We start from the raw sequence: 25,426 nt of genomic DNA, 5'->3' as shown, positions 1-25,426 counted from the left end.
GCGGTGACGGTTCAGGAGTCGAGCGGTTCTGTGTGCTCTGGCGCTCCTGCCTTGGCCAGTTGGAAATCCATGTATTCGTAGGCGATCTGGTGCGCCTGGGCGGTATCGAACGCGTCTCCCGACAGCGCCCCGCGCAGCCACAAACCGTCAATCAGGGCGGCCAGGCCCCGTGCCGCGCTGCGTGCCTGGTCAACGGGCAAGACGCGGCGGAACTGGCAACACAGGTTGGAATACAGACGGTGATCGTTGATCCGCTGCAACCTGTGCAATGACGGGTGATGCATGCTGGTGGCCCAGAAGGCCAGCCAGGTTTTCATTGCCGGCCCGTTGACCTGGCTGGCGTCGAAATTGCCTTCGATGATCACCTTCAGGTGAGCTCGCGGGCTTGGATCCGTCAGCGCTTGACGCCGCGCGGTGACGTTCTCGCTCAAGACACTCATCAGGTACTGGGCCGTGGCCGCGATCAGGCCATTCTTGTCCTGAAAGTAGTGACTGATGATGCCGTTCGAAACACCGGCCAAACGGGCGATCAGCGCAATGCTGGCGTCCCCCATTCCGACCTGGTCGACAGCCTGCAAAGTGGCTTCGATCAACTGCTGGCGGCGGATGGGTTGCATACCGACCTTGGGCATCTGCACATCTCCTTAGGCCATCGGGCGGACGAGTCTTCGCCTGCCTTCATGAGGGCCAGTCTATTTTGTTTTGATTGAACGTTCAATCAACAAAGAATAAGCTCTGCGACAAATCGTCGCGATTTACGAAATTTCCTACGCGTAAACGGCGTAAATAAACGGACATCAAGGGCCCTCACACCCGCGCATTGCGGGGGCAGGGCTTCCAGGGTGTCTTTATAACACCCGCCGGTCGGCTGCCAACTCATCGATCGGACGGGTATTGCGTTGCCTAGTCCTTCTCTCGCACTGCCTGGAGCATCCGTGCAATGAGTTCTGCCTTGCTGATAAAGACCCCGCCGCAGAAGGTGACGGTCAACGGTTGGGTGTTCTACACCTCCACCGCGTTGATTCTGTTGTTGACGGCCACCCTGATCATCGCCCCGCAGGAGGCCGGCCGGTTGCTCGGCATTGCCCAGGCGTGGCTATCGCGCAGCTTCGGCTGGTACTACATGGTGGTCATCGCCGCTTACCTGGTGTTTGTGGTCGGCCTGGCGTTTTCCTCCTACGGCAAGCTCAAGCTTGGCAGCAAGGACGACACGCCGGATTTCAGTTATGGCGCCTGGGCCGGGATGCTGTTTTCCTCGGGCATCGGCATTTCGCTGCTGTACTTTGGCGCATCCGAGCCACTGGACCATTTCTTCAACCCGCCCGAAGGCGTCGCAGGTAGCAACCAGGCTGCGCGCCAGGCGGTGCAGCTGACGTTTTTGCATTGGGGCCTGCACGGCTGGGCGATCTATGCCCTCGTGGGCCTGGCCGTGGCCTATTTCGCCTACCGGCACAACCAGCCGCTGGCGCTGCGTTCGGCCTTGTATCCGCTGATGGGCGAACGCTGGGTCAAGGGCGCGGCCGGTCACGCGGTGGACGGCTTCGGCATGTTCGTTACGTTGCTGGGGCTGGTGACCAACCTGGGGATCGGATCGCTGCAAGTCGCCTCCGGGCTGGAAAACCTGTTCGGCATGGAGCACAGCAACACCAATCTGCTGATCGTGATCATCGTGATGAGCAGCGTGGCGACCATCGCCGCCGTGTCCGGCGTGGAGAACGGCATCCGCCGGCTGTCCAACCTGAACATCGTGCTGTTCAGCGGTTTGCTGATCTTCGTCTTGCTGTGCGGCCCCACGCTGCACTTGCTCAATGGCTTCGTGCAGAACATTGGCGACTACCTCAACGGCGTGGTGCTCAAGACGTTCGATCTGTACGTGTATGCGGACGACAACGCCAAGTCGGGCCGCTGGATGGGCCTGTGGACGCTGTTCTACTGGGCCTGGTGGATTTCCTGGGCGCCATTTGTCGGCATGTTCATCGCGCGGATTTCCCGTGGCCGCACCGTGCGCGAGCTGGTGGCCGGTGTGCTGCTGATTCCCCTGGGCTTTACCTTGGCCTGGCTGTCGATTTTCGGTAACTCGGCACTGGATCTGGTGATGAACCACGGTGCGGTGGAGCTGGGCAAGACCGCACTGACGCAGCCGTCGATGTCGATCTATCAGCTGTTGGAATTTTACCCGGCGTCGAAAGTGGTGATCGGCGTGTCGATCTTTGTCGGTTTTGTGCTGTTCCTGACCCCGGCGGATTCCGGCGCGGTGATGATGGCCAATCTCTCGTGCACGGGCGGCAATGTCGATGAAGATGCTCCCCACTGGTTGCGGATCTTCTGGTCGGTGGTGATCACGCTGGTGACCATCGGCCTGCTGTTTGCCGGTAACTTCGAAGCCATGCAAACCATGGTCGTGCTGGCCGGACTGCCGTTCTCGGTGGTGCTGGTGTTCTTCATGTTCGGGTTGCACAAGGCCATGCGCGAGGATGTGCGGGTTGAGCAGGAGCGGGCGGAGTTGGCGGGGTTGGGTAAAGTTTTTAGCTGACCCTCTGTCTGGCCCAGCTCTTGTGGCAGAGGGGCTTTTGTGGCGAGGGAGCTTGCTCCCGCTGGGTTGCGAAGCGACCCCAAACCGGCCAACACGGTGAACCTGAAGGTTAGTGTCACCTGGATTGCGACTGCTGCGCAGTCGAGCGGGAGCAAGCTCCCTCGCCACGGGATAGCGTTTTTAATTCTTGTTCCTGCACAAACAAAAACGCCGCGATCATCTCGCGGCGTTTTTGTGTGCCCGGGCTCAGCCCAGGTTCTTGCCGAGCAGCGCGTGGTACAGCTCGCTGTCGCCGAGGATCCCGACGACCTTCTGGTTATCATGGAGCACCAGCTTGTTGCCGGTCTGGTAGCGGATCTGCAAGGCGTCGCGCATGCCGATGCTGGAGTCCACCAGGGTCGGACGGCGGCCGAGACCCTCGACGGCCTGGCCCGGTGCCCAGTTTTGCAGGTCCAGCGCGGCGCCGTTCTGACGGGCGCCCTTGATGGTGTTGCCTTCGGCCAGGTCGAGCCAGGAATCGCCGCCCGGGTCCAGGCAGACCGAGCCGTTGATGCGTTTGCAGTTGTCCAGGGTGCGCATCAGGCTGCGTCCGCAGAGCACGTTGAGCGGGTTGGTGTGGGCAACGAAGGTGCGCACGTAGTCATCCGCCGGGTTCAGCACGATCTGTTCCGGCTTGCTGTACTGGATGATGCGGCCGTCTTTCATGATCGCGATGCGGCTGCCCAGTTTCAGGGCCTCGTCGAGGTCATGGCTGACGAATACGATGGTCTTGCTCAGCTTGCGCTGCAGCTCCAGCAGTTCGTCCTGCAGGCCTTGGCGGATCAGCGGGTCGAGGGCCGAGAAGGGTTCGTCCATGAGCAGGATATCGGCGTCCATCGCCAGGGCACGGGCCAGGCCGACCCGTTGTTGCATGCCGCCGGACAGCTCGTCGGGCTTCTTGTTGCGCCACTGGGTCAGGCCCACCAGCTCCAGCTTTTCATCCACCAGCTTTTTGCGTTCCTTCTCTGGGCGGCCCTGCATTTCCAGGCCGAAGCTGATGTTCTCGCGCACTGTCAGCCAGGGCATCAGGGCGAACTTCTGGAAGACCATGGCGATGCGCTTGGTGCGCATCATCTTCAACTCGGCGGGGGTGCAGGAGGCGATGTCGATCTGGCGGCCTTCGTGTTCGACGAACAATTTGCCGCGACTCACTGTGTTCAAGCCGTTGATGCAGCGCAGCAGGCTCGACTTGCCGGAGCCGGAGAGGCCCATCAGTACGCAGATCTCGCCTTTTTCGACATCCAGGCTGGCCTTTTCCACGCCGACGATCTGCCCGGTCTGCTTCAGGATTTCGTTGCGGGTCATGCCCTTGTCGAGCAGCTTGAGGGCTTCGCGTGGATCTTTGGAGAAGATCACGTCGACCTCTTCGAAGCGGATTATGCTCATGCGTCACCCCCTACTTTGGCGTCGGGTTGTTTGCAGATTCGGTCGAGCATGATCGCCAGCAATACGATCGCCAGGCCGGCTTCGAAGCCCAGGGCGATATCGGCGGTGTTCAGTGCGTTGACCACGGGTTTGCCCAGGCCGTCGGCACCGACCAGCGCCGCGATGACCACCATCGACAGCGACAGCATGATGCATTGGGTGATACCGGCGGCGATGCTCGGCATGGCATGGGGCAATTCAATGCGTGAGAGGAGTTGGCGACGGGAGCAGCCGAAGGCTTTGCCGGCGTCCATCAGTTCGTCGGGAACGTCGCGGATGCCCAGGTAGGTGAGGCGGATGGGCGCGGCAATCGCGAACACCACCGTGGAGATCAGGCCCGGGACCACACCCAGACCGAAGAGGGTCAGGGTAGGAATGAGGTAGACGAAGGTCGGTACGGTCTGCATCAGATCGAGCACCGGACGCATCATGGTGTAGAACATCGGCTTGTGCGCGGCAACAATGCCCAGCGGCACGCCGATCAGCACGCAGACCAGGGTCGCGAACAGCACCTGGGCGAGGGTTTCCATGGTTTCCTGCCAGTAACCCAGGTTGAGGATCAGCAGGAACGAGGCGATGACAAAAACGGTCAGGCCCCATTTGCGCTGGATGAAATGCGCCAGCAGGGCAATGAGGCCGATCAGGGCCAGGGGATTGAACCAGGTCAGCGCAAACGTCACGCCGTGAATCATCGTTTCCAGAAACATCGCGATGGCATCGAAAGTGTTGGCGCCGTTTTGCGTCAACCATTCGACAAAGCCCGCGATGTACTGGCCCAAGGGTATTTTCTGATCAATAAGCATGGTAGTGAACTTCCGCATGCAAGGAATAAACAGCCCGGGCGAGTGAACTCGCCCGGCATAAGCTTTTACTGCGCGAGCTTGGCTTTCACGGCCTCCAGGCCAGGTTTACCGTCGATGGTGGTGACGCCGGCGAGCCAGGTGTCGAGCACCTGTGGATTTTTCTTCAGCCAGGCCTTGGCGGCGGCTTCAGGCTTCATCTTGTCGTCCAGCACGTTGCCCATCAGCGTGCTTTCCATGTCGAGGGTGAAGACCAGGTTTTTCAGCAATTGGCCGACATTGCCGCATTCCTGGGCGTAGCCCTTGCGCGTGTTGGTGTAGATGGTCGCCTGGCCGAAGTTCGGACCGAAGAATTCATCGCCACCGGTGAGGTATTTCATTTTGAAACGGGTGTTCATCGGGTGCGGTTCCCAGCCCAGGAACACCACGGCGGTGTTACGGCGCTGGGCGCGATCGACCTGCGACAGCATGCCGGCTTCGCTGGATTCGACGACCTTGAAGCCAGCGTCCTTGAGACCGAAGGCGTTCTTGTCGATCATGCTCTGGATCAAGCGGTTGCCGTCGTTGCCTGGTTCGATGCCGTAGATCTTGCCGTCCAGTTCCTTCTTGAACTTGGCGATGTCGGCGAAATCCTTCAGACCCTTTTCATACAGCTCTTCGGGGACGGCAAGGGTGTACTTGGCGTTCTCCAGGTTGGCGCGCACGGTTTCCACGGTGCCGGCTTCGCGGTAGGCCTTGATGTCGTTTTCCATGGTCGGCATCCAGTTGCCGAGGAAAACGTCCATGTTCTTGCCGTCGGCCAGGGATTTGTAGGTCACTGGTACGGAGATCATGGTGGTCTTGGTCTTGTAGCCGAGGGCGTCGAGCACGACGCTGGTGGTAGCGGTGGTAACGGTGATGTCGGTCCAGCCGACATCGGAGAAGTTGACGGTGCTGCACTGAGCGGGCTCTGCAGCGTTGGCCAGCATCGGAAGACTCAGCATGGCGGCCAACAACAACGGCTTGGAACCTTTCATGGGTGGACTCCTGGTGTTTTATCGGCAGTGTCCGGTCGGGGACAACCGCGCTTTTTTGCTTTTTTAATGTTGCGGTTGGTGGCGCGTGGGCACCCTGGGTGACACGCGGCCTTGCAAACGAGCCGTAACCGATCATGTACCAGTGCAAATCCGACGCCTACAGGGTGCGTCGTATCCAGTACAGGGAGGGTCGCATCCAGTGTTGGTGACGTCGTTTACAGATTTTTTCCGCCCTCGGCTGGCTTCTGACACGCAAAAAAACGTCGTAAAACCTGGGCAACAAGGGCGCGGCGCTGCTGGGCATGATTGCGTCGGTGTCAGACGTCGAAAGCCGATTCAAAAGCCGGATGATGCGGCCATCCCGGCGTTGAGCGTAGCAGCTCCGCCACCGGGCGCTCCTGCGCCCGGATGTGACCGTTCTGGAGATCCAAGGCATGGCAATCAGCGTGTTCGACCTGTTCAAGATCGGTATCGGCCCGTCCAGTTCCCATACCGTGGGCCCCATGCGCGCCGCGGCGCTGTTCGTTGAAGCGCTGCGGGCGAAGGCGCTGCTGCACGATGTGCGCCGGGTCGAGGTGCAGTTGTACGGTTCGCTGTCGGCGACCGGCATCGGCCATGGCAGCGACAACGCCACGATCATGGGTCTGATGGGCGAATGGCCTGACGCGATCGACCCGTCGCAGATCGGCAAGCGCATCGAACTGCTGCGCGAAACCGCGACCTTATTGCTGGATGGGCGTCTGCCGGTGCCTTTTGTCTGGTCGCGCGACATGCGCCTGATCGACGAGAACCTGCCGTTCCACCCTAACGCGATGACGTTGGTTGCCGAAGGCGCGAGCGGCGAATTGCACCGCGACACGTACTATTCCATCGGCGGAGGTTTTGTTGTTGACCAGGCCCAGGCTTCCAGCGGCGTGGTGGACCTGGACAGTACCGAACTGCCGTACGATTTTTCCAGCGCCGAAGAGCTCCTGGTACTGTGCCGCACGCACAACCTGCGGGTGGCCGAGTTGATGATGGCGAATGAAAAGGTCTGGCGCTCCGAGGAAGAGATCCGCAGCGGCCTGATGAAACTCTGGCGGGCCATGCAGGATTGCGTCGAACAAGGCCTCAAGCACGAAGGCATCCTGCCCGGCGGCCTCAACGTGCGGCGGCGTGCGGCCAAGTTGCATCGCAGCCTGCAGGAGCTGAACAAACCGAACGTGATCGGCTCGACCTTGAGCGCCATGGAATGGGTCAACCTGTTCGCCCTGGCGGTCAACGAGGAAAATGCCGCCGGCGGGCGCATGGTCACGGCGCCGACCAATGGCGCGGCGGGGATCATTCCGGCGGTGCTGCACTACTTCATGAAATTCAGCGAAGCGGTGACCGACGCCAACGTGGTGGACTATTTCCTCAGCGCAGCGGCGGTGGGGATTTTGTGCAAGAAGAACGCTTCGATCTCCGGCGCCGAAGTTGGCTGCCAGGGCGAAGTCGGCTCGGCCTGCGCCATGGCGGCGGCGGGCCTGGCGGAAATCCTCGGCGCCACGCCGGAGCAATTGTGCAACGCCGCGGAAATCGGCCTGGAGCACAACCTTGGCCTGACGTGCGACCCGGTCGGCGGCCTGGTCCAGGTGCCCTGTATCGAGCGCAACGCGATTGCCGCGGTGAAAGCCATCAATGCCGCACAAATGGCCCTGCGTGGCGACGGCCAGCACTTCATCTCCCTGGACCGGGTGATCCGCACCATGCGCGACACCGGTGCCGACATGCATGACAAATATAAAGAGACATCGCGGGGCGGGTTGGCGGTGAGTGCGGTGGAGTGTTGATTCAGGATTCACAAGATAATTCCGTGGCAAGGGAGCTTGCTCCCGCTGGGGCGCGAAGCGTCCCCTTTGCGGTTTTCTGACACGCCGAGGTGCCCGACTCAGGGCCGCTCCGCAGCCCAGCGGGAGCAAGCTCCCTCGCCACAGGTATCGAGAAAAACCGCTCGTAAAATGAACACCGCTGCAAAAACACGCCACGTTTTGGCGCGTCGCAAACAGACAAGACCTGACTTATCGGTCACGCCATTGTCCGCCGCGCTACCGTCCGTCCCCGCGCTTGCGGTGACATCCGCCGTGCAAGCGGCGCAGCCCAGTTACCACAAGTGCTACCGATCTGCTCACAGCCCACTGTGGCAGGTGCCTGGGGCCGTTGATGGCACTTTCAAACCAGCCCCGACAGGCCCCTTGAATAGACAGGTCGGCATGTCGTTTTCAGGATTTATTGAACGCGCATTCAAATTTAGGCATGGCAATTGCTCTGTCCCGATAAAGCCCCGTCTCACGCAAGAGAATGGTGGGCAATAACAAGAGCCTCCGCCTGAGGCCATCACCCGCTTTGTGTGAGGAGATACCGCGATGACGACGTCCAACTCTGGGGCTCAACCCCAGAACCGTGCGCCTCAATCCATCGGCTTTTTGCTGCTGGACAATTTCACGCTGATTTCCCTGGCGTCCGCGGTGGAACCGCTACGCATGGCCAACCAGCTGTCCGGTCGCGAGTTGTATCGCTGGACCACCCTGACTGTCGATGGCGGGCAGGTCTGGGCCAGTGACGGTCTGCAGATCACGCCTGACGCCTCCATGCACAAAGCGCCGGCCCTCGACACCGTCATCGTCTGCGGCGGCATCGGCATCCAGCGCACCGTTACCCGTGAGCACGTCTCCTGGCTGCAAAGCCAGGCCCGGCAGTCCCGTCGCCTCGGCGCGGTCTGCACCGGCAGTTGGGCCCTGGCCTGTGCCGGCCTGCTGGACGGTTTCGATTGCAGCGTGCACTGGGAATGCCTGGCAGCCATGCAGGAAGCCTTCCCGCGGGTGTCGATGAGCACGCGCCTGTTCACCCTCGACCGCAATCGCTTCACCAGTTCTGGCGGCACCGCGCCGCTGGACATGATGCTGCACTTGATCAGCCGCGATCACGGTCGCGAACTGTCGGCAGCGATCTCGGAAATGTTTGTCTATGAGCGCATCCGCAACGAGCAGGATCACCAGCGCGTGCCGCTCAAGCACATGCTCGGCACCAACCAGCCGAAGTTGCAGGAAATCGTCGCACTGATGGAGGCCAACCTCGAAGAGCCGATCGACCTGGACGAACTGGCGGTGTATGTCGCCGTGTCCCGACGTCAGCTCGAGCGGCTGTTCCAGAAGTACCTGCACTGTTCGCCGTCGCGCTACTACCTCAAGCTGCGGCTGATCCGCGCGCGGCAGTTGCTCAAGCAGACGCCGATGTCGATTATCGAGGTGGCCTCGGTGTGCGGCTTCGTCTCCACCCCGCACTTCTCCAAGTGCTACCGCGAATACTTCGGCATTCCGCCGCGTGACGAGCGCGTCGGTTCCAACACTACGCAGCAGGTAGCGATGATGCCGTTGCCGCAGGCCCTGGTGCTGTCGCCATTGTCCGGCCCGCTGTCGGCCTTGAGCCAGGCGCGCAATGAGTCGACGTTTGCCAGTGTGAGGCTCTAAGACCTCAGCGCTTTCATCGCGAGCAGGCTCGCTCCCACAGGATTTGTGAACGACACAGAACCTGTGGGAGCGAGCCTGCTCGCGAATAGTCAGTTTCAGGCGCTATGGTTTTGCTGGTATTCCGTCAGCGCTGGCAGCAGTTGCTTGTCGATCGCCTGACGCACCGCCGGCAGGATGGTCGCGCTGCTGGTGTACATGTCCTTGACCATGCGCCGCAGTTCATTGGCGCGCGCCCGGTCCAGGCCGCGCACCGCGCATTCACAGGCCTGCTCGGCGGTCGCACCGCTGGGTATCTGCAGCCCCAGGGCCTTGAGTTGGCCCAGCAGGTCTTCCTGGTCGATCAAATCGGCGTACATCATGACGCTTTTCCTTGTTCAGGGATTGGGGTCGTGACTGGATTCTGGTAGCCGTCCGGAGCTGCGGCAAGGGCAAATTGTCGATCTGGCCTGAATGACTATGAGCGGGTCGTTTTCGGCTAACTCGCCTGCCTCGGGAGTGGGCACACTGGTCCCAAGCTGAATCACGATGGTTTGGTCACCCTCGCGCAACGGCTCCTCCAGTAACGCTCCTGCCCCGATCCTGTCACGGCTTGATCGGGGATTTTTTTGTCTGTGTGAATCAGCGGGAATGAGTTGTCTGATCGGGTGCTTTCGCGAGCAGGCTCGCTCCCACATTAGATTTTGTGATCGACACAGAACCCCTGTGGGAGCGAGCCTGCTCGCGAAGAACGATGACGCGGTCTAACGCTGCAACACCAGAATCCGCGACAGCAACTCATCCCGATCGACATAACACCCCTGGAAGTGTCGCGCCCCGGAGGCTGGGTCGAACGCATTGCGCGCGTGGAGGGTGCGACGGTTGTCGAAGCACCAGAGCTGGCCGGGTTCAAGCCTCTGTACCAGGCGAAACCGAGGCTCGCGGGTCAGGGCAATGAAGCGGCGATAGGCTTGATAGAGCCTGGGCATCTGCTCCACCGACGTATCGAACGGTCCGCGCAAGAAATTCGCCATGCGGATCTCCGAGACCTGCCCCAGCGTATCCAGGGCGATGATCGGCGCCAGGCAGCGGTAGTCGCTGTGGCGATCCTTGTTGCGAAATTCCACCGGGATCTGGCACAGCGCGTCGAAGGCTTCGGCGTCTTCCCGGCGCAGCGCCTGGGCGATGGCGAAACCGTCGACGAAGATGCTCTCGCCACCGTCGGCGTCGTTCACCAGGCAATGCAGGAACTGCAAACCGGGCTGCAGCTCTCGTGTTGGCAGGTCGCTGTGCAGCGGCAGATTGAAGGCGGTATAGGCGTTGCTGTCGGCATCGGCCTTGGACTGCACGTTGAACAGCACGCCGAAATTGCTTTCGCGAATAAAGGAAATGCGCTGGGCAATCAGTTTCAGCGAGTCGGGTTCGGTGGGGACGTCCCGTACCTGGGTCAGGCCGATGTCGCGTACTGCCAGTAGCCATTTCAGCAAGGTGTCGGAGTCCTCCATCAGGGCCTGGTATTCGAACACTGGCAGTGACAGATCGTGCTGCCACAGTTGGCGTTGTGGTTTGCCCGCCAGTCGCTCGGCCCTGGATTGATCGTCATAGGCATGGGCGCGCAACCAACCCGGGTCGAAAAGGCTCTGATGGCCGTCCTGCCAAACCACGTGTAGGCAGCCCGCGCCGTCGATGTCGATTTCGCCGGGCGTCAGGTCTTCCGGGACGTCGACGATCTCCAGGACCTGCTCGCGGGTGACGCTGTAGACACACTGCGCGCAGGGGCAGTTGTCCCGCAGCCATTGATGGTGAAACGGGCTGATCCGACCGTCAGCCCACGTGACGTGGACCCGGTCGGCCAAGGGGGTTACAGCGCTCAATGCCTGGACAAGAGGGTAGCGTCGGAAGTCGGCAATAGCGGCGGCGATGTTCATGGCGGTCTCCTGTTCGAGACTTATCGGGCGGGCGGCAAGGCGATGACGCGGCCAATGCAGGTCGGAGCCGGCAGGTCGGATTGTTCGTCGATCAGGGCTTTGAGTCGGCCCAGGGTCTGCTCGGTGAAAGGCGCTGAGCGCGGGCCCGCCAGGTCGACGTGCAGCAGCATCTGCTCATTGCCGGCCAGCTCTTTGTCTCCGCCCACCAGGTGCAGGCTGTGGTAGAGGTGCAGACGTTTGGCGTCGTGGCCGATGATTTGTGTGTGCACCTCTACCTCGGCCCCGAGCTTCACTTCGTGGAAGTAGTTCAGGTGCAGTTCGAGGGTGAACAGAGAATGGCCGCTGGCTTCGCGGTTCTGGCTGTCCAGGCCGAGCTGGTCCATCAGCGCGTCGGTCGCGTAGCTGAAGATCAGCAGGTAGAAGGCATCGCGCAAGTGACCGTTGTAGTCGACCCATTCCGGGAGGATGGGGGTTTGGTAGGTGGTTAGGGTGGGCATGCTGGACTCCACGGATCGTCGCTGTTGTACACAAATGTGGCGAGGGAGCTTGCTCCCGCTGGACTGCGAAGCGGTCCCAAAACCTGTACATGCGGTGTATCAGATAAATGGCATTCGCCGGTTTTGCGACCGCTTCGCGGCCGAGCGGGAGCAAGCTCCCTCGCCACAGGGGATGGGGTTACTCGGCGAAGGCCATTCCATGCTTTTCCTTGGTGGCCTTCACCGCCTCCAGCACCGCCATCAGACAATCATCACGATAGCGTTCCAGCGCCGAAATGCTGTGGCGCCCCAGTTGCTCGCTCGTCCCGTCCACCACATCGTCGATCAGTTTCTCGGTCAGCTCCGGCGCCGGCAGGTAGGTCCACGGCAATTGCAGCGCCGGGCCGAACTGGGCCATGAAATGGCGCATCCCGGCATCGCCGCCGGCCAGGGTGTAGGTCAGGAACGTGCCCATGAACGACCAGCGCAGGCCGGCGCCAAAACGAATGGCATCGTCGATTTCGCCGGTGGTCGCTACGCCGTCGTTGACCAGGTGCAGGGCCTCGCGCCACAGCGCTTCGAGCAGGCGATCGGCGATGAAACCGGGGACTTCCTTGCGCACGTGCAGCGGGCGCATGCCAAGGGATTCGTAGACCTGCATCGCCGCTTGCACGGCTTCAGGCGCGGTGTGCTTGCCGCCGACCACTTCCACCAGGGGCAGCAGATAGACCGGGTTGAACGGATGCCCGACCACGCAGCGCTCCGGATGAGTGGAGTTTGCATAAAACTCGCTCGGCAAAAGCCCCGAGGTGCTTGACCCGATCAGTGCATTCGGCTTGGCGGCGGCGCTGATCTGGGCGTGCAGCTCAAGCTTGAGCTCCAGCCGCTCGGGAGCGCTTTCCTGAATGAAATCGGCCTCGCGCACGCATTCCTCGACGGTCGCGACGAATCGCAAGCGATCCTGCGATGCGCCGGGGGCCAGGCCCTGTTTTTCCAAGGCGCCCCAGGCGTTGGCGACGCGTTTGCGCAAGGCCGCTTCGGCACCCGGCGCCGGGTCCCAGGCGACCACGTCGAGGCCGTGGGCCAGGGCGCGGCTGACCCAGCCGCTGCCGATGACGCCGCTGCCCAGGGCGGCGAAGGTTTTGATGTTGGTGATGAAGCTCATGGTGGTTTCCCTAATGATTCGATGATCCAAAATGTGGAACGAGCCTGTGTGGGAGCGCGCCTGCTCGCGATGACGGAGTGTCGGTCGATGCATGTGTGGCCCGTTCCACAGCTTTCGCGAGCAGGCTCGCTCCCACAAAGGGGGATAAGTAGGTTCGGCTCAGCCGCGCTGGGTCAGGCCCATTTTCTTGCGCCCTTCAGCCGGCGTAAGCACACGCGCCCCGAGGCGGCTGAGGATTTCGCCGGCACGCTCCACCAGTTGTCCATTGGTGGCGAGCACGCCTTTGTCCAGCCAGAGGTTGTCTTCCAGCCCGACCCGCACGTTGCCGCCGAGCAATACGGCCTGTGCCGCCATCGGCATTTGCATGCGGCCGATACCGAAGCCGGCCCACACCGCGTCGGCGGGCAGGTTGTCGACCATCGCCTTCATGGTGGTGGTATCCGCCGGCGCGCCCCACGGGATACCCAGGCAGAGCTGGAACAATGGGTTGTCCAACAGGCCTTCCTTGATCATCTGCTTGGCGAACCACAGGTGCCCGGTGTCGAAGATCTCCAGCTCGGCCTTGACCCCCAGCTCGGTGATGCGCTTGGCGCCGGCCCGCAGTTGCGCCGGGGTGGAGACGTAAATGGTGTCGCCGTCGCCGAAGTTCAGGGTGCCGCAATCCAGCGTGCAGATTTCCGGCAACAGCTCCTCGACGTGGGCCAGGCGGGTCAGTGGGCCCACCAGATCGGTGTTGGGGCCGAACTCCATGGGTTTTTCGCCGCTACCGATTTCCAGGTCGCCGCCCATGCCGGCGGTGAGGTTGACGATGATGTCGACGTCGGCCTCGCGGATGCGCTCCATCACTTCGCGGTACAGCGCCACGTCGCGGCTGAACTTGCCGGTCTGTGGGTCGCGCACATGGCAGTGGACCACGGTGGCGCCGGCCTTGGCCGCCTCGACGGCCGCCGCGGCGATCTGTTTCGGGGTAACCGGCACGTGCGGGCTCTTGGCGGTCGTGTCGCCAGCACCGGTGAGTGCGCAGGTGATGATGACGTCGTGGTTCATGGTGCGGATTCCTTCAGGCGTGGTGAGTCACCGCGCAGCCCTTTGGAGCTGCGCAGAGGGATAACGGTTGATCAGTTGCTGGTCAGTTTCAGGTTGTCGATGGCCGGCTTGCCGTCGAAAGTGGTCACGCCTTCGAGCCAGCGCTGCTTGTCTTGCGGGTGGTCCTTCAGCCATTGCCGGGCGGATTCCAGTGGGTCCTTGTGGTCGAGCAGCGGCTGCATCATCCGGCTCTCGTCTTCGGCGCTGAAGGTCAGGTTGCTCAGCAGGCGGCTGACGTTAGGGCATTGCTCGGCGTAGTTCGGCGCGGTGACGGTCCAGACGCTGGCCATGCCTTCGTTCGGGCCGAGGGCGTCTTCGCTGCCGGTGAGATAGGTCATCTGCACATTGACGTTCATCGGGTGCGGCGCCCAGCCGAAGAACACCACGGCTTCCTTGCGCCGCACGGCGCGGTCCACCGCCGCGAGCATGCCGGCCTCGCTGGACTCCACCAGCTGGAACTTGCCCAGGCCAAACTGGTTCTTGGCGATCATCGCTTTGATCTGGGTGTTGGCACCGGAACCGGGCTCGATGCCGTAGATCTTGCCGCCCAGCTCTTTTTCGAATTTGGCGATATCAGCGAAGGTCTTCAGGCCCTTGTCGGCCAGGTAAGTGGGTACGGCCAGGGTGGCGCGGGCGTCCTTCAGGCTCGGCTGCTCCAGCACCTTGACCTGCTTCGCCTCGACGAACGGGGTGATGGTCTGGGTCATCAGCGGGTTCCAGTAGCCCAGGAACAGGTCCAGGCGCTGGTCGCGGATGCCGGCGAAAATGATCTGCTGGGAGGCGCTGGTCTGCTTGGTCTTGTAGCCGAGGCCATCGAGCATCACTTGGGTCAAGGCGCTGGTGGCAATGACATCGGTCCAGTTGACCACGCCCAGGCGCACGTTCTGGCAGGCAGCGGGTTCGGCTGCGAGGGCAGTCTGGTTCAGGAGAGACGTGGCGCTGATTGCAAGAACGCAGTAGCTGATCAGGTGTTTCATTGTCAGGTTCCTCGGCAGCTTGTTGTTATGGGTTCCGGCGTCTGCGCGCCGGTGATGCCAAAGTACGCAGCCGGGCCCTGCGCAAAACGCACAGCGGCGACCTGCTCTTGCACTGCAGCGACCTGTGCGCTTGAAGGACGCTTGCAAGTGGCGTATCAAGGTCCGCACGCTGCCCGTCAACCGAGTGCGCTCCATGTCCCAGGATTTTTATTTCTTGTTGATGCCGGGTTTCTCGGCCATCGGTTTCATCTCGGCCATCGAGCCCTTGCGGGTCGCCAACCGTTTTCGCGGCGAGCTGTACCGCTGGCATGTACTGAGCGCCGATGGCGGTGCGGTGCTGGCGAGCAACGGCATGTCGGTCAACGCCGACGCCGCGCTGGAGCCGCTGAAGAAGGGTGCGACGCTGTGGGTCGTGGCGGGTTTCGAACCGTTGAAATTTGCCAGCCCGGCGTTGGAGCGCTGGTTGCATCGACTGGACAATGAAGGTGTGATCCTTGGCGGTATCGACACCGGCAGCGTGGTCCTGGCCGAGGCGGGGCTACTTGATGGACACCGGGTGACGTTGCACTGGGAGGCGATCGAGGCGTTCAAGGAATCTTATCCACAGCTCGGCGTGACCCAGGAACTGTTCGAGATTGACCGCCGTCGCATCACTTGCGCCGGCGGCACCGCCTCCATCGACCTGATGCTCGACCTGATCGGCCAGGCCCACGGCCCGGAGCTGGCGATCCAGGTCAGCGAGCAATTCGTGCTCGGTCGCATTCGTCCGCGCAAGGATCACCAGCGCATGGAAATCGCCACGCGCTATGGCATTCGCAACAAGAAGCTGGTGCAGGTCATTGGCGAGATGGAGACCCATAGCGAACCGCCCTTGAGCACCCTGGCCCTGGCCGAGTCGATCAACGTGACGCGGCGTCAGCTGGAGCGCCTGTTCCGCCTGCACCTGAACGACACCCCGAGCAACTTCTACCTGCGCCTGCGCCTGGAAAAGGCCCGGCAACTGCTGCGTCAGACCGACATGAGCGTGCTGGAGGTGAGCATCGCCTGCGGGTTCGAGTCGCCGTCGTACTTCACCCGCAGCTATCGGGCACGGTTTGCCCGGTGTCCACGGGAGGATCGGCGACGGCAGGGGGATGAGCGGGAGGTGGTTTGACAGGTTTTCATAGTCTGGAAATACACCGTGGCGAGGGGGCTTGCTCCCGCTGGGCTGCGGAGCAGCCCCAATGTCATCGACTCAATCAACCTGACACATTTGGGTGCCGGGTTTCGGGGCCGCTGCGCAGCCCAGCGGGAGCAAGCTCCCTCGCCACGGGGGGCTGTGTTCGGCTGAAAAAGGTCTATTTCTTCATCAGTGCCGAGCAGGCTGCCTTGTACGCCTCATGCTGATACTTGTTCAGCGTCGCCGGCAGGGCGAAGTCGTGTTTCTTGCTCTGCGCGTTGATGGTCTGCGGCGACAGTAGCGTCACCTCGCAACCTTCCAGCAACTGGAAAATGCCTTCGATCTTGAACGTGGTCGGCCCGCCGGCGAATTCACCTTTCTTGCTGCGCTTCTTGATGGCGACGCGTTCGATGCCGTTGTCCGTCACGAACGCCCGAACCTGCGCGGCGAAGGCCTTGACGTTGGCGGCTTCGTCATCGTCGTCGAGGGCGATTTTCTTGGTACTGAGCGCGACGTGGCTCAACGCCTGCTGGTCCAGCGAGGCAACGGCGATGATCGCTTCGCTGCCTTTGATTTCGATGCCGCAAGTTTTCATGTGAATCCCTTTCCCGAAGATGCACGCAGCTTACCGTGCTGAACGGCTTCTTATGCATCACTCCTGCCCAATCGACTCCAAAAACTCCGACCGGTCATCGCTCACCTGGGCCATGCAGTCGTTTTCGGCGATTTTGTAGGCGTCGCTGCCAGGTTTGGCCGGGAAGGCGGCGATCGCGCAGTCGGCTTCGCGCTGCTTTTGCCACAGTTGCTGGGCGGCCTTGATCTTGGCGGTGATGTCGTTGAGCTGGGCCTTGTCGCTGGCGTAGCGGGTTTGCAGGCGTTCGTTGAGGCTTTGCAGGTTTTCGTTGAGCAGTTGTTCGGCGGCGGCTTTGCCGTAGGCCGAACAGGCCAGGGTCTGGACGTCGTTTTCAACTTCGTCGCAGGGGTTGGGTTCGGTGTCTTCGGTCGCGTGGGCGACGGTGCTGATCAGTGCCAGGGCGAAGAAAATCGATTTCATCGGTTGTCGCTCGAGTCCGGTTGAATCCAGTGGTGCAGCGGATTCTGGCGCAAGCGCCGGGTAAAGAACAGATGGGCAGGGTGGGCCTGTCGCAGCCCATTGTCGCGGATTGACGCTTTCGGCAATTCCCCTGTCGTTTTTGCACCCGGTCGCGACGGCCCTCAGGCATATGCTGGCCCCAAAGCGCCGGCACACGATTCGGCGCATGAATCGCCAACAAGGGGACTGCCTGATGAGCCCAGCCGAATTGCACGCCGACAGCATCGTTATCGACGGGCTGATCATTGCCAAGTGGAACCGTGACCTGTTCGAAGACATGCGCAAGGGCGGCCTGACCGCAGCCAACTGCACCGTGTCGGTGTGGGAAGGTTTCCAGGCCACCATCAACAACATCGTCGCCAGCCAGAAACTGATCCGCGAAAACAGCGACCTGGTGATCCCGGTGAAGACCACCGCCGACATCCGTCGCGCCAAGGAGCAGGGCAAGACCGGCATCATCTTCGGCTTCCAGAACGCCCATGCCTTCGAGGACCAGCTCGGCTATGTCGAGATCTTCAAGCAGCTGGGCGTCGGCGTGGTGCAGATGTGCTACAACACCCAGAACCTGGTGGGCACCGGCTGCTACGAGCGCGACGGCGGCCTGTCGGGCTTCGGTCGTGAAATCGTCGCCGAGATGAACCGCGTCGGCATCATGTGCGACTTGTCCCACGTTGGTTCCAAGACTTCCGAAGAAGTCATTCTCGAATCGAAGAAGCCGGTCTGCTACTCCCACTGCCTGCCGTCCGGTCTGAAAGAGCACCCACGCAACAAGTCCGATGAAGAACTGAAGTTCATCGCCGACCACGGCGGTTTCGTCGGCGTGACCATGTTCGCGCCGTTCCTGGCCAAGGGCATCGATTCGACCATCGACGACTACGCCGAAGCCATCGAATACACCATGAACATCGTCGGTGAAGACGCCATCGGCATCGGCACTGACTTCACCCAGGGCCATGGCCAGGATTTCTTCGAGATGCTGACACACGACAAGGGCTATGCCCGTCGTCTGACCAGCTTCGGCAAGATCATCAACCCCCTGGGCATCCGCACCGTGGGCGAGTTCCCGAACCTCACCGAGACGCTGCTCAAGCGCGGTCACCCGGAGCGGGTGGTGCGCAAGATCATGGGCGAGAACTGGGTGAACGTTTTGAAAGATGTCTGGGGCGAATGAATAACTCTGGAGCCTACTCCGCTCGCCGATAACTGCGTCAGGTCCTCGCGCCAAGCTCGCCGTACGTCCCGTACTGTCTCGCTTGTCGCTCCGGTCCTTCCTTGCTCTCGACGTGCTCGCTACGGCTCCAAAGTCATTCACCGGCTTGTTTATAAGAGCTAAAGCAAAAGCATTGCTAAGCACTGACTACGAATTTTCTGGAGTTAACGTTTCATGGCCAAGATCGCCCCGCAACTGCCTATCGAAGTCGACAGCGAAACCGGTGTCTGGACCTCCGACGCCCTGCCGATGCTGTACGTGCCGCGGCACTTCTTCGTCAACAACCACATGGGCATCGAGGAAGTGCTGGGCGCCGATGCCTACGCCGAAATCCTCTACAAGGCCGGCTACAAATCCGCCTGGCACTGGTGTGAAAAAGAAGCCGAATGTCACGGCCTGGAAGGCGTCGCGGTGTTCGAGCATTACATGAAGCGCTTGTCCCAGCGTGGCTGGGGCCTGTTCAAGATCCAGGACATCGACCTGGACAAAGGCACCGCCAGCGTCAAGCTCGAACATTCGGCGTTCGTCTACGTGTACGGCAAGGTCGGGCGCAAGGTCGACTACATGTTCACCGGCTGGTTCGCCGGCGCCATGGATCAGATTCTCGCCGCTCGCGGCAGCCAGATCCGCACCGTGGCCGAGCAGGTCTACGGCGGTTCCGAAGAAGGCCACGACGACGGCCTGTTCATCGTCAAGCCGTTGTAAGTCGAGGATCGCGCCATGGCTTTTGAAGCAATGTTCCAGCCGATCCAGATCGGCAAGCTGACCATCCGCAACCGCGTGCTCAGCACCGCGCACGCCGAGGTCTACGCCACCGACGGCGGCATGACCACCGACCGCTATGTGAAATATTACGAAGAGAAGGCCAAGGGCGGCATCGGCCTGGCAATCTGCGGCGGCTCGTCCGTGGTTGCCATCGACAGCCCGCAGGAATGGTGGAGTTCGGTGAACCTGTCCACCGACCGCATCATCCCGCACTTCCAGAACCTGGCCGACGCCATGCACAAGCATGGCGCCAAGATCATGATCCAGATTACCCACATGGGTCGTCGCTCGCGCTGGGACGGTTTCAACTGGCCGACCCTGATGTCGCCGTCCGGCGTGCGTGAGCCGGTGCACCGTGCGACCTGCAAGACCATCGAGCCGGAAGAAATCTGGCGGGTGATCGGCAACTACGCCCAGGCCGCGCGCCGGGCCAAGGCCGGTGGCCTGGACGGCGTCGAGCTGTCCGCCGTGCACCAGCACATGATCGACCAGTTCTGGAGCCCGCGGGTCAACAAGCGGACCGACGAGTGGGGCGGCAGTTTCGAAGGCCGCATGAAGTTCGGCCTGGAAGTGTTGAAGGCCGTGCGCGCCGAAGTGGGTGACGATTTCTGCGTGGGCATGCGTCTGTGCGGTGACGAGTTCCACCCGGACGGCTTGTCCCACGAGGACATGAAGCAGATCGCCAAGTACTACGACGACACCGGCATGCTCGATTTCATCGGTGTGGTGGGCTCGGGTTGCGACACCCACAACACCTTGGCTAACGTCATCCCGAACATGAGTTATCCGCCGGAGCCGTTCCTGCACCTGGCCGCCGGTATCAAGGAGGTGGTCAAGGTCCCGGTGCTGCACGCGCAGAACATCAAGGACCCGAACCAGGCCACGCGGATTCTCGAGGGCGGCTACGTCGACATGGTCGGCATGACCCGTGCCCACATCGCCGATCCGCACCTGATCGCCAAGATCAAGATGGGCCAGATCGACCAGATCAAGCAGTGCGTCGGCGCCAACTACTGCATCGACCGCCAGTACCAGGGCCTGGACGTGCTGTGTATCCAGAACGCCGCGACCTCCCGTGAATACATGGGCGTGCCGCACATCATCGAGAAATCCACCGGGCCGAAACGCAAAGTCGTGGTGGTCGGTGCCGGCCCGGCCGGGATGGAAGCGGCGCGCGTGGCCGCCGAGCGCGGGCACGACGTGACGCTGTTCGAGAAGAAGGAATTCATCGGCGGGCAGATCACCACCGCCTCGAAAGCCCCGCAACGGGACCAGATCGCCGGTATCACCCGCTGGTTCCAGCTGGAGCTGGCGCGGCTGAAAGTCGACCTGCGCCTGGGCGTGGCGGCGGATGCGCCAACCATCATGGACTTGCGTCCGGACGTGGTGGTGCTGGCCGTCGGCGGCCACCCGAACGTCGAGCAGAACGAACACTGGGGCGCCGCCGAAGGGCTGGTGGTCAGCAGTTGGGACGTGCTCGACGGCAAGGTTGCCCCGGGCAAGAACGTGCTGGTCTACGACACCATCTGCGAGTTCACCGGCATGTCGGTGGCGGACTTCCTCGCCGACAAGGGCAGCCAGGTCGAGATCGTCACCGACGATATCAAGCCAGGCGTTGCCATTGGCGGGACGTCGTTCCCGACCTACTACCGCAGCATGTACCCCAAGGAAGTGATCATGACCGGGGACATGATGCTGGAGAAGGTCTACCGCGAAGGCGACAAGCTGGTGGCGGTGCTGGAGAACGAATACACCGGCGCCAAGGAAGAACGCGTGGTGGACCAGGTGGTGGTGGAGAACGGCGTGCGGCCGGACGAAGAAATCTACTACGCGCTGAAGGAAGGTTCGCGCAACAAGGGCCAGATCGATGTCGAAGCCCTGTTCGCGATCAAGCCGCAGCCGTGCCTCGAGCAGAGTGGCGATGGCTACCTGCTGTTCCGCATCGGCGACTGCGTGGCCCAGCGTAATACCCACGCGGCCATTTATGACGCCCTGCGGCTGTGCAAGGATTTCTAACGGCTTAACACCATCACCTGTGGCGAGGGAGCTTGCTCCCGCTGGGCTGCGAAGCGGCCCCAAATCACCAGTCGAGGAGCATCAGGTTTACACCTGGCGCTGTTTTGGGAGCGCTTCGCGCTCCAGCGGGAGCAAGCTCCCTCGCCACAAGTAGGTGCGTCGCTCTCACTGGCGCGCACACGACCCTGAGGTCTTTGGGAGCAACACCTATGTTGAACACCCTTCTTCCAATCCTGCTGTTCGCAGCCCTCGGCCTAGCGGCCCTGGGTGCCTTGCGGCGGGTGAACATGTGGCGCCGGGGACGACCGTCGAAAGTCGACCTGATCGGTGGCCTCTTCGCCATGCCCAAGCGCTACATGGTGGATTTGCACCACGTGGTGGCGCGGGACAAATACATCGCCAATACCCACGTCGCCACGGCGGGCGGGGCGGTAGCATCGATTGTGTTGGCGATCCTGGTGCACGGTTTTGGCTTGCACAACCGCATCCTCGGTTACGCCCTGCTATTGATGTCGGCGGTGATGTTCGTCGGTGCGATCTTCATGTACCTGCGTCGGCGCAACCCGCCAGCGCGATTGTCGAAAGGTCCTTGGATGCGCCTGCCGAAAAGCCTGCTGGCCTTCTCGGCGTCGTTTTTCCTGGTGACCCTGCCGGTGGCGGGCATCCTGCCGGAGAACTTCGGTGGTTGGCTGGTGGCGGCTGTCCTGGGGCTCGGTGTGTTGTGGGGCGTGTCGGAATTGTTCTTCGGCATGACCTGGGGCGGGCCGATGAAGCACGCCTTCGCCGGTGCCCTGCACCTGGCCTGGCACCGCCGTGCAGAACGTTTTGGTGGCGGCCGTTCCACCGGCCTCAAGCCGCTGGACCTGAACGACCCCGCCGCACCGCTGGGTGTGGAGAAACCCAAGGATTTCACCTGGAACCAGTTGCTCGGCTTCGACGCCTGCGTGCAGTGCGGCAAGTGCGAAGCGGCGTGCCCGGCGTTCGCCGCCGGCCAGCCGCTGAACCCGAAAAAGCTCATCCAGGACATGGTCGTCGGCCTGGCCGGCGGTACCGATGCGAAATTCGCCGGCAGTCCTTACCCAGGCAAACCCGTCGGCGAGCACGGCGGTAATCCACACCAGCCGATCGTCAACGGTCTGGTGGACGCCGAGACGCTGTGGTCCTGCACCACTTGCCGGGCGTGTGTCGAGGAGTGCCCGATGATGATCGAGCACGTCGACGCCATCGTCGACATGCGCCGGCACCTGACTCTGGAAAAAGGCGCCACGCCGAACAAGGGCGCCGAGGTGCTGGAAAACCTCATCGCCACCGACAACCCTGGCGGCTTCGCTCCGGGCGGACGGATGAACTGGGCGGCGGACTTGAACCTGAATCTGCTCAGCGAGAAAAAATCCACCGACGTGCTGTTCTGGGTCGGCGACGGTGCCTTCGACATGCGTAACCAGCGCACCTTGCGCGCCTTCGTCAAAGTCCTCAAGGCGGCGAAAATCGACTTCGCCGTGCTCGGCCTCGAAGAACGCGACAGCGGCGACGTGGCCCGGCGCCTCGGTGATGAAGCGACGTTCCAGCTGTTGGCCAAGCGCAACATCCAGACCCTGGCCAAATACCGCTTTAACCGCATCGTCACTTGCGACCCCCACAGCTTCCACGTGCTGAAAAACGAGTACGGCGCCTTCGATGGCAACTACCTGGTGCAGCACCACAGCACCTATCTGGCGGAAATCATCGACGCCGGCGCGCTGAACCTCGGCCAGCACAAGGGCGACAGCGTGACTTATCACGACCCCTGCTACCTGGGCCGCTACAACGGCGAATACGAGGCTCCGCGCCAGGTGCTGCGTGCGCTGGGCATCGAGGTCAAGGAGATGCAGCGCTCCGGTTTCCGTTCCCGTTGCTGCGGCGGCGGTGGCGGTGCGCCGATCACCGACATTCCGGGCAAGCAGCGTATTCCTGACATGCGCATGGAAGACATCCGCGAAACCGGCGCCGAACTGGTGGCCGTGGGTTGTCCACAGTGCACCGCGATGCTGGAGGGCGTGGTCGAACCACGACCGATGATCAAGGACATTGCCGAACTGGTGGCCGATGCGCTGCTCGAGGATACGACCCCGAGCAAGCCCGTGGCTCCGGCCAAACGTGAACCTGCGGAGGTGCATTGATGAGCGACATCATCCGCCGCGACCCTCGCGCCGAGTGGATCGCCCGTAACCGGCTGCACCCGCTGCACGCGGCCATGCAACCGGTGCAGCACAGCTGGATGGGCCCTAACGGCGTCATTCGCAAGAACGTCCATGGGGTCGGCTTCATCGGCCCCAACGGCATCAAGCGCATCGACCGCAGCGGCGCCCAGCAGGGCGGCGCGACCAAGCGCACCGCGGCCACCGAAGTGCAGCTACCGCTGCATCAGGTGCCGCAACCGGCGTTCTACATCAGTGTGGTCCCGGACATGGTCGGTGGCCGTCTCAGCAGTCACGACCGCGACCTGTTGGGCCTTGCCCATCAATTGGCGGGCGCGGACGGCGCGGTCCTGGCGGTGGTCTTCGGCGAGCATAAAGAGAATGCCTTCGCCACGGCGGGCGTGGACCGCTTGCTGGTGCTTGAGGGCGAGGAATTCAGCGGTTATGCACCGGAACAACGGGTCCAAGGCCTGCGGGCTGTGGATAACCAGTTCAGCCCACGCCATTGGCTGTTGCCCGACAGCCGCAGCGGCGGTGGTGAACTGGGCCGGCGTTTCGCTGCAGCTTTGGGCGAACGCCCGGCCACGCGTGTCTGGCAGGTCAAGGGCGAAGAGTGCATCGGCCGTGCCGGTGCTGGCCTGCAAGACCTGGCCCGACCATTGGCGCGACTGATCCTGGCAGCGGCCGAATGCGCCGAGCCGGTTAGCGAGACCCGCCACGAGGCGTTGCCGGTGGAGTTATCCACAAGCGTGGCGCGCAGCTTGTCGCGGATCGAGGATCTTGGTGCGGTGGCAGTGGATCCGGGCGCGATCCCGATGGCTGAGGCCGAATTCATTTTCTCCGGCGGCAACGGCGTCAAGGACTGGGAGCTTTTCCACAGAACCGCGGCGGCCTTGGGCGCGACCGAAGGCGCTTCGCGGGTGGCGGTGGACGACGGTTTCATGGCCCGCGATCGCCAGGTGGGCGCCAGCGGCACCTGGGTCACCGCACGGGTCTACGTGGCCGTGGGGATTTCCGGGGCGATCCAGCACCTGCAGGGCATCGGTGCCTGCGACAAGGTGGTGGCGATCAACCTTGATCCGGGCTGCGACATGATCAAGCGCGCGGACTTGTCGGTGATCGGCGACAGCGCGGCGATTCTCCAGGCCCTGATCGCGGCGGTAGAGGCTTACCGCAACGAAGCCAGGCGCGATGCGGCTTAAGCTAAGGAAATGTTCATGAGTACCCAAGTGATCAGCCTCGTCTCCATCGGCGCCCACCCGACTTCTGGTCGGCCCCGACGCGCCGAACAGGACGCCCGCGCCGTGGAGCTGGGCCTGCAACTGGCCGGCAATGAACTGCAAGTGCTGCATGCCGGCGACGTGGCCGAACCGGCACTGCGCGCCTACCTGGGCATGGGCCTGGATGAGCTTCACGTGTTGGATAATCCGGAGGGCGCCGATGCGCTGCCGGCGTTGACCGAGTATCTGAGAGACGCTGGCGCCCAAGTGGTGCTCACCGGCAGCCAGGCGGAAACCGGTGAAGGCTCGGGCATGCTGCCATTTCTGTTGGCGGAAAATCTCGGTTGGCCGTTGGTGGTGGGATTGGCCCAGGTCGAATCCATCGACAACGGCGTGGCCCTGGTGCTGCAAGCCTTGCCCCGCGGTCAGCGCCGTCGGCTCAAGGTGCGCCTGCCGTTTCTGGCCACTGTGGATAACGCCGCGCCGAAACCACGGCAGAGCGCCTATGGCCCGGCGCGGCGTGGAGCGTTGCAGGCGGAAGAAGTCGAAGTGGTCGACGATACCCTGCTGGCGGTGGCAACCCTGCAACCGGCCAAGCCACGGCCCAAGCGCTTGAAGGTCATCAAGGCCAAGAGCGGCGCCGACCGCATGAAAGCCGCCACGGCCAAGGCCAGCGGCGGAGGTGGGCAGGTGCTCAAGGGCTTGAGCCCGGAGGCGGGGGCCGAGGCGATTTTGAAGCTGTTGGTGGAGGAAGGGGTGGTTCGCTAGATCCAGAATCACCGAAAACCCTGTGGGAGCGAGCCTGCTCGCGAATGCATTTCGTCAGTCACCGTTGCATGGCAGTTCCACCGCATTCGCGAGCAGGCTCGCTCCCACA

Annotated in this window: 22 protein-coding genes; 10 read left to right on the top strand and 12 right to left on the bottom strand. The window is 62.3% G+C overall.

The annotated features are described in order from the left end of the window. Positions 1-11: 11 nt before the first annotated feature. Positions 12-632 (bottom strand): transcriptional regulator BetI, encoded by a 621-nt coding sequence (betI, locus tag J3P97_RS25305; RefSeq protein ID WP_305498277.1) that lies wholly within the window; start codon positions 630-632, stop codon positions 12-14. Positions 633-997: 365 nt separating this feature from the next. On the opposite strand from betI, the gene J3P97_RS25300 reads away from it, so the two are divergent. Further along, positions 998-2,533, top strand: a complete 1,536-nt coding sequence (locus J3P97_RS25300; protein ID WP_434605225.1) for a BCCT family transporter — start codon at positions 998-1,000, stop codon at positions 2,531-2,533. 246 nt (positions 2,534-2,779) lie between these two features. Here the strand turns inward: J3P97_RS25300 and choV are convergent, their stop codons facing one another. The 3 genes from choV to J3P97_RS25285 all read right to left on the bottom strand — a co-directional run bounded on the left by choV (position 2,780) and on the right by J3P97_RS25285 (position 5,813). After that, positions 2,780-3,958 (bottom strand): choline ABC transporter ATP-binding protein, encoded by a 1,179-nt coding sequence (gene choV, locus J3P97_RS25295; RefSeq protein WP_434602082.1) that lies wholly within the window; start codon positions 3,956-3,958, stop codon positions 2,780-2,782. Beyond that, on the bottom strand, positions 3,955-4,800 hold the full coding sequence (choW, locus tag J3P97_RS25290) for a choline ABC transporter permease subunit (RefSeq protein WP_305498280.1): 846 nt from the start codon (positions 4,798-4,800) through the stop codon (positions 3,955-3,957). Before choW ends, choV begins: the two co-directional genes overlap by 4 nt. 65 nt (positions 4,801-4,865) lie before the next feature. Further along, a complete protein-coding gene (locus J3P97_RS25285; RefSeq protein ID WP_305498281.1) occupies positions 4,866-5,813 on the bottom strand; it encodes a choline ABC transporter substrate-binding protein in 948 nt (315 codons plus the stop codon). A 434-nt stretch (positions 5,814-6,247) separates the two neighbouring features. Between J3P97_RS25285 and J3P97_RS25280 the strand changes: the two genes are divergently transcribed. Together J3P97_RS25280 and J3P97_RS25275 are read left to right on the top strand one after the other, a co-directional pair. Further along, positions 6,248-7,624, top strand: coding sequence for an L-serine ammonia-lyase (locus J3P97_RS25280; protein WP_434673000.1), 1,377 nt, complete (start codon positions 6,248-6,250; stop codon positions 7,622-7,624). A 573-nt stretch (positions 7,625-8,197) separates the two neighbouring features. Then, the gene (locus J3P97_RS25275; protein WP_003177576.1) at positions 8,198-9,301 is read left to right on the top strand and encodes a GlxA family transcriptional regulator; all 1,104 of its coding nucleotides are present in this window, start codon (positions 8,198-8,200) and stop codon (positions 9,299-9,301) included. 95 nt (positions 9,302-9,396) lie between these two features. Here J3P97_RS25275 and J3P97_RS25270 read toward each other — a convergent pair whose 3' ends face one another. The 6 genes from J3P97_RS25270 to J3P97_RS25245 all read right to left on the bottom strand — a co-directional run bounded on the left by J3P97_RS25270 (position 9,397) and on the right by J3P97_RS25245 (position 14,909). After that, positions 9,397-9,660, bottom strand: a complete 264-nt coding sequence (locus J3P97_RS25270; protein ID WP_434672999.1) for a hypothetical protein — start codon at positions 9,658-9,660, stop codon at positions 9,397-9,399. 381 nt (positions 9,661-10,041) lie between these two features. After that, complete coding sequence (locus tag J3P97_RS25265) at positions 10,042-11,205, bottom strand: gamma-butyrobetaine dioxygenase (RefSeq protein ID WP_434571284.1); 1,164 nt, start codon at positions 11,203-11,205, stop codon at positions 10,042-10,044. Positions 11,206-11,225: 20 nt separating this feature from the next. Then, positions 11,226-11,702 carry a thioesterase family protein gene (locus J3P97_RS25260; RefSeq protein WP_434672998.1) on the bottom strand — a complete coding sequence of 159 codons (477 nt, stop codon included), beginning with the start codon at positions 11,700-11,702 and terminating at the stop codon, positions 11,226-11,228. 178 nt (positions 11,703-11,880) lie between these two features. Next, entirely contained in the window at positions 11,881-12,846 is a 966-nt protein-coding gene (locus tag J3P97_RS25255; protein ID WP_434672997.1) for an L-carnitine dehydrogenase, read from the bottom strand. A gap of 159 nt (positions 12,847-13,005) precedes the next feature. Beyond that, positions 13,006-13,893 carry a 3-keto-5-aminohexanoate cleavage protein gene (locus J3P97_RS25250; RefSeq protein WP_434571287.1) on the bottom strand — a complete coding sequence of 296 codons (888 nt, stop codon included), beginning with the start codon at positions 13,891-13,893 and terminating at the stop codon, positions 13,006-13,008. A gap of 71 nt (positions 13,894-13,964) precedes the next feature. Continuing rightward, complete coding sequence (locus J3P97_RS25245) at positions 13,965-14,909, bottom strand: choline ABC transporter substrate-binding protein (RefSeq protein WP_434655086.1); 945 nt, start codon at positions 14,907-14,909, stop codon at positions 13,965-13,967. A 193-nt stretch (positions 14,910-15,102) separates the two neighbouring features. Between J3P97_RS25245 and J3P97_RS25240 the strand changes: the two genes are divergently transcribed. Then, positions 15,103-16,062, top strand: coding sequence for a GlxA family transcriptional regulator (locus tag J3P97_RS25240; protein WP_434627534.1), 960 nt, complete (start codon positions 15,103-15,105; stop codon positions 16,060-16,062). Positions 16,063-16,246: 184 nt separating this feature from the next. On the opposite strand, the gene J3P97_RS25235 is transcribed toward J3P97_RS25240, so the two are convergent. Both J3P97_RS25235 and J3P97_RS25230 read right to left on the bottom strand, forming a co-directional pair. Beyond that, entirely contained in the window at positions 16,247-16,663 is a 417-nt protein-coding gene (locus tag J3P97_RS25235; protein ID WP_434672996.1) for a DUF3010 family protein, read from the bottom strand. A 57-nt stretch (positions 16,664-16,720) separates the two neighbouring features. After that, positions 16,721-17,122 carry a lysozyme inhibitor LprI family protein gene (locus J3P97_RS25230; protein ID WP_434655090.1) on the bottom strand — a complete coding sequence of 134 codons (402 nt, stop codon included), beginning with the start codon at positions 17,120-17,122 and terminating at the stop codon, positions 16,721-16,723. Positions 17,123-17,354: 232 nt separating this feature from the next. Between J3P97_RS25230 and J3P97_RS25225 the strand changes: the two genes are divergently transcribed. From J3P97_RS25225 to J3P97_RS25200, 6 genes are all read left to right on the top strand, one after another. After that, positions 17,355-18,332, top strand: coding sequence for a dipeptidase (locus J3P97_RS25225; protein ID WP_030139307.1), 978 nt, complete (start codon positions 17,355-17,357; stop codon positions 18,330-18,332). 213 nt (positions 18,333-18,545) lie between these two features. Continuing rightward, positions 18,546-19,076, top strand: coding sequence for a DUF5943 domain-containing protein (locus tag J3P97_RS25220; RefSeq protein WP_018612374.1), 531 nt, complete (start codon positions 18,546-18,548; stop codon positions 19,074-19,076). Positions 19,077-19,091: 15 nt separating this feature from the next. Beyond that, complete coding sequence (gene dgcA, locus J3P97_RS25215) at positions 19,092-21,152, top strand: dimethylglycine demethylation protein DgcA (RefSeq protein ID WP_305498294.1); 2,061 nt, start codon at positions 19,092-19,094, stop codon at positions 21,150-21,152. A gap of 209 nt (positions 21,153-21,361) precedes the next feature. After that, positions 21,362-23,311 (top strand): dimethylglycine demethylation protein DgcB, encoded by a 1,950-nt coding sequence (gene dgcB, locus J3P97_RS25210; protein WP_434672995.1) that lies wholly within the window; start codon positions 21,362-21,364, stop codon positions 23,309-23,311. Then, positions 23,311-24,531, top strand: a complete 1,221-nt coding sequence (locus tag J3P97_RS25205) for an electron transfer flavoprotein subunit alpha/FixB family protein (RefSeq protein ID WP_434571295.1) — start codon at positions 23,311-23,313, stop codon at positions 24,529-24,531. Before dgcB ends, J3P97_RS25205 begins: the two co-directional genes overlap by 1 nt. 15 nt (positions 24,532-24,546) lie before the next feature. Continuing rightward, positions 24,547-25,317: an electron transfer flavoprotein subunit beta gene (locus J3P97_RS25200; RefSeq protein WP_434672994.1), complete on the top strand. Its 771-nt coding sequence runs from the start codon at positions 24,547-24,549 to the stop codon at positions 25,315-25,317. The last annotated feature ends 109 nt before the right edge of the window (positions 25,318-25,426 follow it).

The sequence above is a fragment of the Pseudomonas sp. R1-15 genome (genome assembly GCF_051132085.1).
GTDB lineage: Bacteria > Pseudomonadota > Gammaproteobacteria > Pseudomonadales > Pseudomonadaceae > Aquipseudomonas.
The sequence above is the reverse complement of the archived record's forward strand: the minus strand, read 5'-3'. Positions and strand labels throughout refer to the sequence as shown.

Excerpts from the sequence above, each read along its gene's own strand:
- betI (WP_305498277.1), bottom strand. The coding sequence starts at position 632 with ATGCCCAAGGTCGGTATGCAACCCATCCGCCGCCAGCAGTTGATCGAA.
- choV (WP_434602082.1), bottom strand. The coding sequence starts at position 3,958 with ATGAGCATAATCCGCTTCGAAGAGGTCGACGTGATCTTCTCCAAAGAT.
- choW (WP_305498280.1), bottom strand. The coding sequence starts at position 4,800 with ATGCTTATTGATCAGAAAATACCCTTGGGCCAGTACATCGCGGGCTTT.
- J3P97_RS25285 (WP_305498281.1), bottom strand. The coding sequence starts at position 5,813 with ATGAAAGGTTCCAAGCCGTTGTTGTTGGCCGCCATGCTGAGTCTTCCG.
- J3P97_RS25280 (WP_434673000.1), top strand. The coding sequence starts at position 6,248 with ATGGCAATCAGCGTGTTCGACCTGTTCAAGATCGGTATCGGCCCGTCC.
- J3P97_RS25275 (WP_003177576.1), top strand. The coding sequence starts at position 8,198 with ATGACGACGTCCAACTCTGGGGCTCAACCCCAGAACCGTGCGCCTCAA.
- J3P97_RS25270 (WP_434672999.1), bottom strand. The coding sequence starts at position 9,660 with ATGATGTACGCCGATTTGATCGACCAGGAAGACCTGCTGGGCCAACTC.
- J3P97_RS25265 (WP_434571284.1), bottom strand. The coding sequence starts at position 11,205 with ATGAACATCGCCGCCGCTATTGCCGACTTCCGACGCTACCCTCTTGTC.
- J3P97_RS25260 (WP_434672998.1), bottom strand. The coding sequence starts at position 11,702 with ATGCCCACCCTAACCACCTACCAAACCCCCATCCTCCCGGAATGGGTC.
- J3P97_RS25255 (WP_434672997.1), bottom strand. The coding sequence starts at position 12,846 with ATGAGCTTCATCACCAACATCAAAACCTTCGCCGCCCTGGGCAGCGGC.
- J3P97_RS25250 (WP_434571287.1), bottom strand. The coding sequence starts at position 13,893 with ATGAACCACGACGTCATCATCACCTGCGCACTCACCGGTGCTGGCGAC.
- J3P97_RS25245 (WP_434655086.1), bottom strand. The coding sequence starts at position 14,909 with ATGAAACACCTGATCAGCTACTGCGTTCTTGCAATCAGCGCCACGTCT.
- J3P97_RS25240 (WP_434627534.1), top strand. The coding sequence starts at position 15,103 with ATGTCCCAGGATTTTTATTTCTTGTTGATGCCGGGTTTCTCGGCCATC.
- J3P97_RS25235 (WP_434672996.1), bottom strand. The coding sequence starts at position 16,663 with ATGAAAACTTGCGGCATCGAAATCAAAGGCAGCGAAGCGATCATCGCC.
- J3P97_RS25230 (WP_434655090.1), bottom strand. The coding sequence starts at position 17,122 with ATGAAATCGATTTTCTTCGCCCTGGCACTGATCAGCACCGTCGCCCAC.
- J3P97_RS25225 (WP_030139307.1), top strand. The coding sequence starts at position 17,355 with ATGAGCCCAGCCGAATTGCACGCCGACAGCATCGTTATCGACGGGCTG.
- J3P97_RS25220 (WP_018612374.1), top strand. The coding sequence starts at position 18,546 with ATGGCCAAGATCGCCCCGCAACTGCCTATCGAAGTCGACAGCGAAACC.
- dgcA (WP_305498294.1), top strand. The coding sequence starts at position 19,092 with ATGGCTTTTGAAGCAATGTTCCAGCCGATCCAGATCGGCAAGCTGACC.
- dgcB (WP_434672995.1), top strand. The coding sequence starts at position 21,362 with ATGTTGAACACCCTTCTTCCAATCCTGCTGTTCGCAGCCCTCGGCCTA.
- J3P97_RS25205 (WP_434571295.1), top strand. The coding sequence starts at position 23,311 with ATGAGCGACATCATCCGCCGCGACCCTCGCGCCGAGTGGATCGCCCGT.
- J3P97_RS25200 (WP_434672994.1), top strand. The coding sequence starts at position 24,547 with ATGAGTACCCAAGTGATCAGCCTCGTCTCCATCGGCGCCCACCCGACT.